Source organism: Silicimonas algicola, from assembly GCF_003970735.1.
Classification (GTDB): domain Bacteria; phylum Pseudomonadota; class Alphaproteobacteria; order Rhodobacterales; family Rhodobacteraceae; genus Silicimonas; species Silicimonas algicola.
In genome coordinates, this window is the sequence record NZ_CP034588.1 from 4,155,554 (window position 1) to 4,168,576 (window position 13,023).

General features: G+C 65.3%; 12 protein-coding genes. 4 read left to right on the top strand and 8 right to left on the bottom strand.

Annotation, left to right across the window (positions count from 1 at the left end; all coding sequences use genetic code 11):
* The first annotated feature begins 208 nt into the window (after positions 1 to 208).
* Positions 209 to 1,033 carry a heme-dependent oxidative N-demethylase family protein gene (locus EF888_RS20630; RefSeq protein WP_109759091.1) on the top strand — a complete coding sequence of 275 codons (825 nt, stop codon included), beginning with the start codon at positions 209 to 211 and terminating at the stop codon, positions 1,031 to 1,033.
* On the opposite strand, the gene EF888_RS20635 is transcribed toward EF888_RS20630, so the two are convergent.
* On the bottom strand, positions 1,005 to 1,412 hold the full coding sequence (locus EF888_RS20635) for a hypothetical protein (protein ID WP_146202989.1): 408 nt from the start codon (positions 1,410 to 1,412) through the stop codon (positions 1,005 to 1,007). The two genes, EF888_RS20630 and EF888_RS20635, sit on opposite strands and share 29 nt — an antisense overlap.
* A gap of 252 nt (positions 1,413 to 1,664) precedes the next feature.
* Positions 1,665 to 4,280: an ATP-dependent chaperone ClpB gene (gene clpB, locus EF888_RS20640; protein ID WP_109759093.1), complete on the bottom strand. Its 2,616-nt coding sequence runs from the start codon at positions 4,278 to 4,280 to the stop codon at positions 1,665 to 1,667.
* 170 nt (positions 4,281 to 4,450) lie between these two features.
* On the opposite strand from clpB, the gene EF888_RS20645 reads away from it, so the two are divergent.
* From EF888_RS20645 to EF888_RS20655, 3 genes are all read left to right on the top strand, one after another.
* Positions 4,451 to 4,696, top strand: a complete 246-nt coding sequence (locus EF888_RS20645) for a hypothetical protein (protein ID WP_109759094.1) — start codon at positions 4,451 to 4,453, stop codon at positions 4,694 to 4,696.
* A gap of 58 nt (positions 4,697 to 4,754) precedes the next feature.
* On the top strand, positions 4,755 to 5,477 hold the full coding sequence (pyrF, locus tag EF888_RS20650) for an orotidine-5'-phosphate decarboxylase (protein ID WP_109759095.1): 723 nt from the start codon (positions 4,755 to 4,757) through the stop codon (positions 5,475 to 5,477).
* Positions 5,478 to 5,714: 237 nt separating this feature from the next.
* The gene (locus EF888_RS20655) at positions 5,715 to 6,341 is read left to right on the top strand and encodes a Hint domain-containing protein (RefSeq protein ID WP_164721776.1); all 627 of its coding nucleotides are present in this window, start codon (positions 5,715 to 5,717) and stop codon (positions 6,339 to 6,341) included.
* Between the two features lie 3 nt (positions 6,342 to 6,344).
* Here EF888_RS20655 and EF888_RS20660 read toward each other — a convergent pair whose 3' ends face one another.
* The 6 genes from EF888_RS20660 to xdhC form a co-directional block, all read right to left on the bottom strand.
* Complete coding sequence (locus EF888_RS20660; protein WP_109759097.1) at positions 6,345 to 7,268, bottom strand: aldo/keto reductase; 924 nt, start codon at positions 7,266 to 7,268, stop codon at positions 6,345 to 6,347.
* Positions 7,269 to 7,332: 64 nt separating this feature from the next.
* Entirely contained in the window at positions 7,333 to 8,412 is a 1,080-nt protein-coding gene (locus tag EF888_RS20665) for a BMP family ABC transporter substrate-binding protein (RefSeq protein ID WP_109759098.1), read from the bottom strand.
* 32 nt (positions 8,413 to 8,444) lie between these two features.
* A complete protein-coding gene (locus tag EF888_RS20670; RefSeq protein ID WP_109759099.1) occupies positions 8,445 to 9,359 on the bottom strand; it encodes an ABC transporter permease in 915 nt (304 codons plus the stop codon).
* Positions 9,359 to 10,444 (bottom strand): ABC transporter permease, encoded by a 1,086-nt coding sequence (locus tag EF888_RS20675; RefSeq protein WP_109759100.1) that lies wholly within the window; start codon positions 10,442 to 10,444, stop codon positions 9,359 to 9,361. Before EF888_RS20675 ends, EF888_RS20670 begins: the two co-directional genes overlap by 1 nt.
* A gap of 38 nt (positions 10,445 to 10,482) precedes the next feature.
* Positions 10,483 to 12,003 carry an ABC transporter ATP-binding protein gene (locus EF888_RS20680; protein ID WP_109759101.1) on the bottom strand — a complete coding sequence of 507 codons (1,521 nt, stop codon included), beginning with the start codon at positions 12,001 to 12,003 and terminating at the stop codon, positions 10,483 to 10,485.
* Positions 12,000 to 12,944, bottom strand: coding sequence for a xanthine dehydrogenase accessory protein XdhC (gene xdhC / locus EF888_RS20685; protein ID WP_109759102.1), 945 nt, complete (start codon positions 12,942 to 12,944; stop codon positions 12,000 to 12,002). Before xdhC ends, EF888_RS20680 begins: the two co-directional genes overlap by 4 nt.
* Between the last annotated feature and the right edge of the window lie 79 nt (positions 12,945 to 13,023).

A 13,023-nucleotide genomic window follows, 5' to 3' on the forward strand; every position in this document is an offset into this window, starting at 1 on the left:
GGTTGGGGGAAGTGGTCGCCGGTGCCTGTAGGTCGCCGAGAACGGCGGAGGTGGAAACTAACCCGATGGGTCGGATGCGGGGCTTAGGTCCCTCGCTCACGTTTCTATACCTTCGGGTTAGGTTGGGTGCGCAGGATGCTGCCGGCGGTCGGCTGCATGACGACGGTCATGCTCTGCCCAGGTCCCGCGCAGCCTGATAGGCAGGGGCATGGACACCCCGATTCTCCACCAACGGCTGCCCGAGGCGCCCTGGCTTGACCCCGCGATGAGGCGGCTGCCGGGTATCAGGCCCCGGCCGGTCGAGGAATGGATCCTGAGAGATGAGGCCTTCACCGGTCAGATGGCGCTGCGAGATACCTTGATCGCGGAGGAGAGGTCGCGCGTCCACGAGCTTCTGCCAGGAGGAGAGGCTGCCGCGCGCGAACTTCTGGACATGGTCCTCGGCACTCTGTCCACGGATGCGAGCTATCAGATCGGCGCCCAAGTCGTGACCCGACCCGATGGGCGCATCGTGGACCTCGACACCACACTGCCCCTCGTGACGCTCGGGCGGCTGGTGCAGTCGGATTTCTGCATCCTCGAGGCTGGGCCGGAGGGTCACGTCATGTCAGGCGCCATCCTGTGCTTTCCCGCCGGATGGACACTGGCGCAGAAGATCGGTCGTCCGCTCGACGGCATCCACGGTCCGGTGAAAAGCTATGACGCCGATGTCGGTCGACGGGTGCAGCGGCTGTTCGACGCCATACGACCCGATCAGATCCTCTGGCGAGCGAATGCCCATCTCTACGATGACCCGACCCTTTTCGCGCCGCGGACCGAAGCGATGCCCCGGCCCTATGTCGGGCTTGGGGCCGCGAAATACGTCCGTTCGGAGCGCCAGACCCTTCGGCGGCTTCCCAAGACAGGAGCTGTCGTCTTCGGCATCCACACCCTGATGGTTCCGCTGGCCGGGCTGACCGAGGAACAGCGGGCCGAGCTTCATAGGCTCGAGACCCGGGCGTCGGTCAGACCGGAAGAAGCGTCGACAGGGTAAGGCCCGCCCCCGCCTGATCCAACGCCAGGAACAGGCCGGTCAGTGCAAGAACATGCGCCGTGGTCCGAAGGTTCTCGCCGCCCAGAATGTTGAGGCAAAGGAGGGCCAGGCCCACCGGCATCGCAAAGATCAAGACGATCATGTTGATGACATAGACCGTGGCCCTGGCCACGGGGTCTCCATGCTCCGGATGGCTGGAGGGCTCGAACACGTCTTCCATCGCGGACTGGTGCGTCAGCGAAATCGAGTCGGCACGGAAGATGCTCGTCTTCTCGCGGCGAAGACGGTCTTCCGGGGGCTCGAGGTCGGGAAAGAGATCGCGGCTTGTGACCGCGACGCGGGAAATCCTCAACCCTGCAATTCTATGGACTTTTGTCATCCTGTTGTTGGCGCCAAGCGCCCCTCTCTGGAGAAAGTCTCTTTGTCTGCAAACCGTCCGCCAGACGTGCGCCACGATTGTGAAGAGATTGGGGCGACTTTGTGGACATCAGGGCGACTTTGGCGCGAATGCGCAGCTTTCCTCCTATGTTCGGACGAGGGTCTGCAACAATAGGATTCAAAAAGCAAAATTGTATCTGCGTAAGGGCCAATGGCCCCGCGTAAGCGGGGCCATTCCAGGAACAATCAGACGTCAGTGGACGACTGCGTCCGCAGGCTTTGTCCGGTTGGACGACGCGACCCGATCGCCGATCATCAGCCCGTCCACGCCGGCGCTGACCTTGACCGTGTCGCCCTCGCCCACGTCGCCCGACAGCAGCAGCTCGGCCAGCTCGTTCTGTAGCGAGCGCTGGATCACGCGCTTGAGGGGACGCGCGCCGTAGACCGGATCATAGCCCTCGTCCGCCAGCCATTTCACCGCCGCCGCATCCAGTTCGAGAGCGACGTTCTGCTTTGCCAGACGCGACGTGAGCCTCCGAAGCTGGATCTCGACGATGGCGTCCATGTCCGCACGCGAGAGCCTGTCGAACACGATCATGTCGTCCAGCCGATTCAGGAACTCGGGCCGGAAGTGCGACCGCACGGCATCCATCACATCGCGCTTGGCGGCGGCGGCGTCGGCCCCTTCGGGAAGCTGGCTCAAAGCCTGCGACCCGAGGTTCGAGGTCAGGATGATCAGCGTCTGCTTGAAGTCGACCCTGTGGCCCTGACCATCCGTCAGAACGCCGTCGTCCAGCACCTGAAGCAACACGTTGAACACCTCGGGATGTGCCTTCTCGACCTCGTCGAACAGGACAACCTGATACGGTCTGCGCCGTACGGCCTCGGTCAGCACGCCGCCCTCGTCATAACCGACATAGCCCGGAGGGGCGCCGATCAGTCTCGAAACCGAGTGCTTTTCCATGAATTCGGACATGTCGATGCGGACCATCGCCTTGTCGTCATCGAATAGATACTCGGCCAGCGCCTTGGTCAGCTCGGTCTTGCCGACGCCCGTTGGCCCGAGGAAAAGGAACGACCCCAGCGGCCGGTTCTCATCCTGCAGACCCGCGCGCGCGCGCCGGACGGCGTTCGCCACAGCGGTGACCGCCTGCGACTGACCGATGACGCGCTTGCCCAATTCTTCTTCCATCTTGAGAAGCTTGTCGCGCTCGCCTTCCAGCATCTTGGACGTGGGAATGCCCGTCCAACGCTCCACGACCTCTGCGATATGCTCCGGTCGCACGGATTCCTCGACCAGAACGTCGGCATCCTCGACCTCGGCCGCCGCCAGCTTTTTCTCGAGCGCCGGAATTACCCCATAGGATAGTTCGCCCGCCCGCTGGAGGTTGCCTTCGCGTTTGGCCTGCTCCAGTTCGATCCGGGCACGGTCCAGCTCTTCACGCGCACGTCCGGCATCCGCCATCTTGTCGCGCTCGGCTTGCCACTGGGCGGTCATCTCGGACGACCGCTCCTGGAGGTCCGACAATTCCCGTTCGATCTTCTCGAGCCGATCCTTCGAAGCGCGGTCGTCTTCCTTGCGCAGCGCTTCGGCCTCGATCTGCATCTGAAGGATGTTGCGGTCGAGCTGGTCCAGTTCTTCGGGCTTCGAGTCGAGCTCCATCTTCAGCCGCGACGCCGCCTCGTCGACAAGGTCGATGGCCTTGTCGGGCAGGAAGCGGTCGGTGATGTAGCGCTGCGAGAGGGTCGCGGCGGCAACAAGTGCGGAGTCCGAGATCTTCACGTCGTGGTGCAGCTCGTACTTGTCCTTGATACCGCGCAGGATCGAGATCGTATCCTCGACCGTGGGCTCGCTTACCAGGAGCGGCTGGAAACGACGGGCTAGGGCCGCGTCCTTCTCGACGTACTTGCGGTACTCGTCCAGCGTCGTGGCGCCGACGCAATGCAACTCGCCCCGCGCCAGTGCGGGCTTGATGAGGTTCGCGGCATCCATCGCGCCGTCGGTCTTGCCGGCACCCACAAGGGTATGCATCTCGTCGATGAACAGGATCACCTCGCCAGCGGCTGCGGTGACTTCGTTCAGAACGCCTTTCAGACGCTCCTCGAATTCACCCCGATACTTCGCACCGGCGATCAGCGCGCCCATGTCCAGCGCCATCAATCTCTTGTTGCGCAGCGAATCCGGCACGTCGCCGTTTACGATGCGAAGCGCCAGGCCCTCGGCGATGGCGGTCTTGCCAACACCAGGGTCGCCGATCAGGACGGGGTTGTTCTTCGTCCGCCGGCTGAGAACCTGCATGGTCCGCCGGATCTCTTCGTCACGTCCGATGATGGGGTCGATCTTGCCCTGCTCGGCGGCCTCGGTCAGGTCGCGGGCGTACTTCTTCAGCGCGTCGAATGTATCCTCGGCGGACGCGCTGTCGGCGGTGCGGCCCTTGCGGACGTCGTTGATCGCCGTGTTCAGCGTCATCGCGGTGACGGCGCCGGCGTCGAGAGCGTCCTTCGCCTTCGAACTCACCACCGCCAGCGCGGTCAGAAGCCGCTCGACGGCGACGAAGCTGTCGCCGGCCTTCTTGGCGATCTTCACCGCCTCGTCCAGAACCTTGACCGTCTGCTGGTCCATGTAGGTCTGGCCGGCGTCGCCCTTCACCTGGGGAATCTTCGACAGCGCGAGGTCGACCGCTTCAGACACGCGCTCGGGCGACCCGCCCGCGCGGCGAATCAAGTTCGAGGCGAGCCCCTGCTCGTCGTCCATCAAGGCTTTCAGAAGGTGCTCGGGCGAAAGCCTCTGGTGGCTTTCCCGGGCGGCTATCGTCTGCGCGGCCTGAAGGAACCCGCGCGACCGTTCCGTGAACTTCTCCAAGTCCATCGTTCTCTCCTTATAAAGCGCCCTATCGTGGCGACACCCGCGTTGCGGCGTGCCCCTCTCGGGCCTCACGTCTCATTTGTGATCTGCATGGGGTCTGCGCAAGGGCATGGGAACCGGATTCCACCATCGGAGTTGCCCCATCGGATCGCAAAGCAAGGAGCGTCCCGGCTATGTACTCAACCCAGGTCGGACCGGTGGTCTACAACCCCGCCACTCGCGCCTTCGAGGCGCTTGTCACCCTCAACGAAGGTCTGGACGGCATTCGCATCCCTTGCAGCCTGCGCTTCCCGATCGACGCGCCCGCATCCGTCGTCGTTCCCGCCCTGATCCGTCAGGCGAAGGAAAAACGTCAAAGCAACCGGGCTCCGCTCGTATCGCGCCTCTCACGGCTCGCGGAAGGCTCGATCGCCGCCTGATCTTGCGTCCCCGCCCGTCGCGGTCTAACCCGCACGAAATCGGATAGGGGATGCGACCATGCTTCAGGCGGACGACAGGCTGATCGTGGCCCTGGATGTCGGCGACGCCCTTCAAGGGCTCGCCTTGGCCGAACGGCTCGGAGATAGCGTCAGCTTCTACAAGATCGGTCTGGGGATGCTGACGGGGGGAGGCCTCGCCCTCGCCAACGAGTTGAAGTCCGATCACGGCAAGCGCATTTTTCTCGACATGAAGCTCTTCGACATCGGGGCCACCGTCGAGGCTGCGGTGCGCGGTATCGCCCAGTTCGACCTCGACTTCCTGACCGTCCACGGCGACCCGAACGTGGTTCGCGCCGCGCGGGAGGGGGCCTCCGGGTCGAACATGAAAATCCTCGCCGTGACCATCCTCACTTCGCTCGACCGCCAGGACCTTGACGCCGCGCTCATCCGCAAAGGTTCTGTCCCGGAGCTTGTGATCGAGCGCGCGGGCCGTGCCCTCGAGGCTGGCGCGCAGGGAGTTATCTGTTCTCCGTTGGAAGCGCGCGGCGTTCGCGCCTTACCGGAGGCCGCCGGACGTCTGATCGTGACGCCCGGAGTTCGCCCGGCGGGATCGGACGTGGGCGACCAGAAGCGCGTGATGACGCCGGCCGAAGCCATCGCCGAGGGCGCGGATCACGTCGTCATCGGGCGCCCGATCCACCGCGCCGTCTCGCCTCGCGCAGCCGTTCAAGACATCCTGGCCGAGATGTCGGCACCCCAGGCGATGCAGCCGAACCGCTGAGGCGCCACGATCCAGAAGTCGCGTCAGACGTCCACTGTGTCGCTCTTTTGAACGATCATTGTCGCCGCTCGCGCGACTCCGAAGTCGCTACGCTTATAACTGTTTACGTTTTTCGAACAGTCTCGCTGCACAATGCGGTCTCAGCGCGGATTCACCACCGCGGGTCCCTATTTCCGTCACATTTCGTTGCATGGCTGGGATCACTGGACGGAACCAAACCGTGGACGAGGCCGAACGATGACTATGGTCAAGAAGATCACCGACGGGCAGGTCGCAACCGCTGGTGTGACCGGCCTCTGTGCGGGGGCCAATGTCCGCACTCCCTGCGGCGAACGTCACGTCGAGTTCTTGCGCAAGGGCGACTTGATCGTCACGCGCGACAATGGCCTGCAACCCGTCAGGCTGGTCTGGACACGGACCGTGAGCGGGGCGGAACTGGCGGCTGACCCTTCCCTCGCACCTGTCATGCTTTCGCCCCGCCTCGTCGGACCGATGATGCCTCAGAAGGCCCTGTCGGTCGGAAGCGCGCACCGTCTGCTGATCCCCGGATGGCGGCTCGAGGACGAGGAAGACCACGTGAGCTGCCTCGTTGCCGCACGCGATTTCCCCGGAACAGAGACACATGTGCCGCAGGGCGACGTCACCTACTACAACGTCGTTTTCGACAGCGCGCAGGTCTTCGCCGCGAACGGACTGCCTGTCGAAAGCTTTGCTCCGTCGCAGGAGTCGCTCCGGTTCGTCGCGAAGTCAGTGCAAGAGCAGCTTCGCGTCGCTTTCCCGGACCTGGGCCCCCGGTTCAAGGATTACCCAGCCCCGCGTTACAAGCTGCGCGAGCGGGTTTCCTACACTCCGCAATTCGCCTGACGCTCAGGCCTCCTCCAGCCGGTCATGCGCCGGGGGAGGGGCCGGGGTAAGCGCCGAAAGTCGAGCGTACAGATCCTCGTCCATTTCGAAGTTCATGGCAGCCAGCGACGGTGCCAGCTGTTCGGCCGACCGCGCCGACACGATCGGTCCCAGGACGCCTGCGTGTCGCGCGACCCAGGCAACGGCCAGCGTCGCGGGATGCACTCCAGCTTCTGCCGCGATCCTGGCAAGCTCCACTGCCGCGAGGTGCATCCATTCGGGAGCGTAGCGCGCGGCATAGAGCGTGTCCGTCCGAATTCGCCCTTCGCCGCCCGAACCGTACTTGCCGGTCAAAAGACCGCCGCCGAGCGGTGAATACGGACAGACCCGGACTCCTTCCGAAATCGCCATCGGCAGGATCTCGACCTCCGCCTGCCGCTTGACGAGGTTGTACATGGGCTGAAGGAAATCCACCTCGATCCCAAGGTCCGCCGCGACCCTTCGCGCCTTCATCACCTGCCATGCCGCAAAGTTCGACACCCCGACATATCGGACCGCACCCGACCTGACGTACTCCGCGATGCATCCAAGCGAGACCTCGAGAGGCGTCACCGGATCCCACTGGTGGATGTAGAACAGATCGACGGTCTCAAGCCCCAGCCGCCTGCGGCTCTCGGCGAATTCGGTGTGGATGACCTCGGGCGTGGCGCTCTTCTTGTTGCCCGCCTTCGTCGCCACGAACACCTCGTCCCGCTCCCCGGACACAAGACGCCCGAGAATTTCCTCGGACTTGCCGCCGGTATAGGCGTAGGCCGTGTCGAAGAAGTTGATCGCGGCCGCCCGGCAGGCGTCGTACATCGCGGCGCTTCCGGCGTCGTCCGCGTTGCCCCCGAACTGCATCGTTCCGAAACTGAACCGGCTGATTGGCGTGCCGCTGATGGTCTGCATCTTCTCTCTCCCTGAAATCGAAAGGCCGCCTCGAAGGCGGCCTTTCTGAAGCTCTTGTCGCGGATCAGTTCGGGATTTCGCCCGTGATCCCCTCGACGTAGAAGTTCATCCCCGCGAGCGTGCCGTCGTCCGCCGTCTCGCCCTCGGCCAGCCAGTCACTGCCGTCCTGCTTCTTCAACGGACCGGTGAAGGGATGGTATTCCCCCGCCGCGATGCTGTCGCGCAAAGCTTCCGCTTCGGCCTTCACCTCGGCCGGAACAGCGTCCGAGATCTCGCCGATCTTCACCATGCCCGGCCCGATCCCGTCCCAGGTGTTGTCGCTGGTCCAGGTCCCATCGATAACCGCCTGCACGCGGTCGATGTAGTAGGGCGCCCAGTTGTCGATGATGGACGACACGCGCGGCATCGGCGCGTATTCCGCCATGTCGGACGCCTGCCCGAAGGTATAGACGTTCCCCGCCTCGGCGGCCGCGGCCTGCGGCGCGGTGGAGTCGGTGTGCTGAAGGATGACGTCCGCGCCCTGCTCGATCAGCGCCTTGGCCGCGTCGGCCTCCTTCGCCGGATCGAACCAAGTATAGGCCCAAACAATGGCAAACTCGACGTCCGGGTTCGCTTTCTTCGCGTGGATGTAGGCCGAGTTGATGCCACGGATGACCTCGGGGATCGGGAAGGACGCGATATAGCCGACCTTGTTCGACTGGGTCAGCTTGCCCGCGATGTGCCCCTGCACGGCACGCCCCTCATAGAACCGCGCCGAATAGACGCCGACGTTGTCGGCGGTCTTGTAGCCCGTCGCATGTTCGAACTTCACGTCCGGGAACTTGGCCGCGACGTTGATCGTCGGATCCATGTAGCCGAACGACGTGGTGAAGATCAGGTCTGCGCCCTGCAAGGCCATCTGCGTCAGCGCCCGCTCGGCATCGGCGCCTTCCGGCACGCTCTCCTGATAGATCGTTTCGACCTGGTCGCCGAAATGCTCCTCGACCGCAAGCCGCGCCTGGTCATGCTCGTAGGTCCAGCCGCCGTCGCCGATCGGCCCGACATAGATGAACCCGACCTTGACCGGGTCCTGCGCAAGCGCGGGATTGGCGGCAATCAGCGCCGCTGCAGCAGCGGCCGAAGCCAGGAATGTACGTTTCTTCATTGGTGAACTCCCCATTGGTAACTGTATTGGCCTCACGACGAGGCGTGGAAGGATCGCCCGAGCGACGCGGGCGCGTTGGCAGCCGCCCGTCGCCGGTCGGACGAAATGATGACCAGCACGACGATGGTTATCAGGTACGGCGACATCGACAAGAGCTCGACCGGAATGGCCACGCCGGCGGCCTGAAGGTTTAGCTGCAACACCGTCACGCCGCCGAAAAGATAGGCGCCCAGCAGCACGCGCCACGCCCGCCAGCTTGCGAAGACCACGATGGCAAGGGCGATCCAGCCGCGGCCCGCCGTCATGCCCTCGGTCCATTGCGGAACGATGACAAGGCTCAGGAATGCGCCGCCCAGTCCCGCGCAGGCGCCACCGAACAGGACCGCCGCGAAACGCGTACCGCGTACCGAATAGCCAAGCGCATGGGCCGAGTCGTGGCTCTCGCCGACGGCGCGAAGGATCAGCCCTGGGCGGGTCGAGCGCAGGACCCACCAGACCGCCACGACGAGCAGAAGCGAGATGTAGACCATCGGATGCAACGCGAAGACCGGAATGTCGGAAAGCCCTGGAATAGTCACTCTTGGCGACGAGGGCGGGCGTACCCCGTTGTATCCCTGCCCCATCAACGACGACACGCCGAGGCCGAACAGGGTCAGGCCCAGACCCGTCGCCACCTGGTTCGACAGGAACACCAGCGTAAGCACGGCGAAGAGCGCCGACAGGATCGCCGCGCCGACCGCCGCCGCGATGAACCCCAGGGCAGGAGAGCCGGTCTCGACCGCCGTGATGAAACCTGCCACCGCGCCCACGATCATCATGCCTTCGACGCCCAGGTTCAGGACGCCCGACTTCTCGGTCACAAGCTCGCCCATTGCGGCAAGAAGGATCGGCGTCGATGCGACCATCAGCGAGGCGATCAGGACAAGAGGATCGATGGAGCCGAACATCAGGCGTGCGCCTCCCTGCCCAAACGGACCCGGAAGCTCGTCAGCACATCGAACCCGAGAAGGAAGAACAGAAGCATCCCTTGGAACGCCTGGATCGCCGCCGCCGGCAGGCCCATCGTCGCCTGTGCCGCCTCACCACCGATATAGGTCAGCGCCATCAGGAGACCCGCGAGCAGGATGCCGATAGGATGCAGGCGGCCCAGGAACGCCACGATGATCGCCGTGAAGCCGTAGCCCGTGTTGAAGTCGATGCTGATCTGCCCCGCCGGTCCCGCGACCTCGAAAAGCCCTGCGAGGCCCGCCAGCGCCCCGGAGATCCCGAGGCAGAACAGGATGAGCCGCTCGGGGTTCACGCCCGCGAACCTCGCCGCCCGCGGGCTCTGCCCCGCAAGCCGGATGTGGAAGCCCATGAGGTGCCGGGACAGAAGGATGTAGGCGAAGATCACCGCGATCAGCGCCGCCACCACCCCCCAGTGCATCCCCGATCCTGCAATCAGCTCGTTGTTCGCCGCCGCCTCGTACTGCCGCAGGTTCCGCGATCCGGGAAAGCCCGACCCGTCCGGGTTGCGCAGCGGCCCCAGCGCCATCCAGGCGAGGATCTGCTCGGCGACATAGACCAGAAGCAGCGACACGAGGATCTCGTTGGTGTTGAACCTCGTCTTCAGCACGCCGGGAATCATCGCCCAGAGGAGCCCTCCCAACGCGCCCGCGGCGATCATCAGCGGAAACACCAGCCACCGCGCCTCGAGCGGATAGAGCGCAAGTCCCACCGCCGCCCCGCAGATCGCGCCGATGATGTACTGCCCCTCGGCTCCGATGTTCCAGATGCCCGCCCGGAACCCCAGGCTGAGGCCCACGGCGATCAGGATCAGCGGTCCGGCCTTCACCAGAAGCTGGCCTCGATAGTAGAAGGCGTATTCACCCAGGATCGGATCCCAGAAGATCGTGCGGATCGCCTCGACCGGGTTCTTGCCGAGAGCGGCGAACATGATCCCGCCCGCGACCATCGTCGCCAGGACCGCCACCACCGGCGTCGCCCAGGCCCAGACCCGCGAGGGCGTGGGACGCTTCTCAAGCCGGATCATGGCGCGTCTTCTCTTTCCGGGTACGCAGCGCGCAGCGCCTACACATGCGCCACCTCCATCCCGTGCGCGCCGCCCATCATCAGGCCGATCTCTTCCATCGTCAGCGCCTCGGTCAGCCGCGCGGCGCTCAGCCGCCCTTCGTTCAAGGCGGCAAAGCGCCCCGCGATCTCCATGAGCTCGTCTAGGTCCTGGCTGATGACCACGACCGCCGCTCCTTCTCCCGCTAGGTCCAGAAGCGCCTGCCGGATGGCCGCGGCCGCACTTGCATCGACGCCCCACGTGGGTTGGTTGATGACCAGAACCTCGGGCTTCTGAAGTATTTCGCGCCCCACCACGAACTTCTGGAGGTTCCCGCCCGACAGCGACCGCGCCGCGTTGTCCGGCCCCGGCGTCCTGACGTCGAAGGCTGCAATGACCTCCTCGGCGTAGCGCCGCGCCCGTTTCCAATCCACGAACCCTCGTGAGACCAGGTCCTTGCGCACCCAAGCGGACAGCACGCCGTTCTCCACAAGGCTCATGTCCGGCGCCGCCGCGTGACCCAGACGTTCCTCGGGCGCGGCCAGAAGTCCCAACCGTCTGCGGGCGTTGGGGCCAAGTGCACCGATGTCGCGCCCCTTAAGCGCAACGGCACCCGGTGCCGTGCCGATTTCACCCGACAAGGCACCCAGAAGCTCATCCTGCCCGTTGCCCGCGACGCCGCCGATCCCCAGGATCTCGCCCTCGCGCACCTCGAAGGACACCTCCCGCAGGGCGGTCCCGAATTCCGACGGCGAGGCCACCGACAGCTTGTCGACCTTCAGCGCCACCGGGCCCGGCGCCCCCGCCCGGACGGCGGGCGCCGTAAGCTCGGTGCCCACCATCAATTCGGCCAACTCGCGCGCCGACTTCTCGCGCGGATCGCAGGAGCCAACGACGCGGCCCAGGCGAAGGACCGTCGCGCCTTGGCAAAGTGACCGAATTTCCTCGAGTTTGTGACTGATATAGAGGATCGACGTGCCTTCGGACTGCAGCTTCCGCAGGGTGTCGAACAGGATGCCGACCTCCTGCGGTGTCAGCACGCTGGTCGGCTCGTCCATGATCAGAAGCTTCGGATCCTGCAACAGGCAGCGAATGATCTCGACCCGTTGCCGCTCGCCCGCCGACAGATCGCCCACCAGACGCGACGGGTCCAGCGGCAGACCGTAGGTCTCGCTGACCTCGCGGATCGACGCGGCGAGCGTTCGCATCGGCGGCGGCGTCTCCATCCCCAGCGCGACGTTCTCGGCGACATCCAGCGCTTCGAAGAGGCTGAAGTGCTGGAAAACCATGGCCACGCCCGTCGAGCGCGCCTCGTGCGGGCTGGACGGCGCATAGGGCTGCCCGGCGAAGGTCATGCGTCCCTCGTCGGGCCGCACGAGTCCATAGACCATCTTCACCAGTGTCGACTTGCCGGCACCGTTCTCACCCAGAAGGGCATGCACCTCTCCTGGACCGACGGAGAAGCTGACGTCGTCGTTCGCCACGACACCGGGATAGGTCTTGCGCAGGCCGCTGACCTCAAGAAGAGGCCCCGCGCTCACGCGCCCGCTCCGGTCCGAGCCGTCATGTCCGTCCCCCGTGTCCCTTCCGCCAGTATGCGCGTCGCAACGCCCAAGGCAATTGCCTGCGGATGCTTGCCCAGCGCAGGATCCCCGATAGGACAGACCATGCGCGATATCGTGGCGTCGGGATGACCGAGCGCCGCAAGACGCGACCGGAACCGCGCGCGCTTGGTCGCCGACCCGATCAGGCCGAGCGCGCCGAAGGGCCGCGACAGGATGCGGTGGCAGAGTTCCAGGTCAAGCGCGTGGGAATAAGTCAGGACGAAGTGCTCCGCACGAGGTCCGGATAACGTCACTAACTCGGCAGGATTTTCCGCGACAAGGGTCTCGACACCGGCAGGGACGTCCTCAGGGAAGCGATCGCGCCCGCTGTCCGCCCAACACAGGCGCAGGCCCGGCAAGGGTGACAGGACCGACACCAGCGCCCGCCCGACATGCCCTGCGCCCCAGATCCAGACCTCGCGGGACGGGCGCGACACAGGCTCGATCATCCAGCCGGACAAGAGACCGGGCTTGGGCAGCAGACCCGATCCACGCACGTCTGCGAGAATGGCGCGGACCGCCAGCGGCATCTCGCCCGAAGCCCCCGGAATCGGCCGCGCGACGACCTCGCCGCCGAGTCCCGCCAGCCGCGCTTCGTCCCAGACCTCGGTCAGCAGACTCACCGCCCCGCCGCAGCACTGTCCCAGCGCGGGCCCGAGCGGCACCCGGTCGAACCTGTCGCGCCCCACCGCCAGCGCCTCTCGGGCGCGTCGGATGGCCTCGAACTCCAGGGTCCCGCCGCCGATCGTCCCCGAGGTCGACCCGGCCGTCACCAGCATCGCCGCCCCCGCCTCGCGCGGCACGGAACCCTTCGTCTCTGCGACGACAATCCGTGCGACGGGCGCCAGGCGCCGGATATCCTCGACGGCGAAACTCATCGGCAGTCTTCTTGGCGGAAATACTCCGGGGAGCGCGAGGGGCAGAGCCCCTCGCCCGACACGGCGCCGACGGCGACGC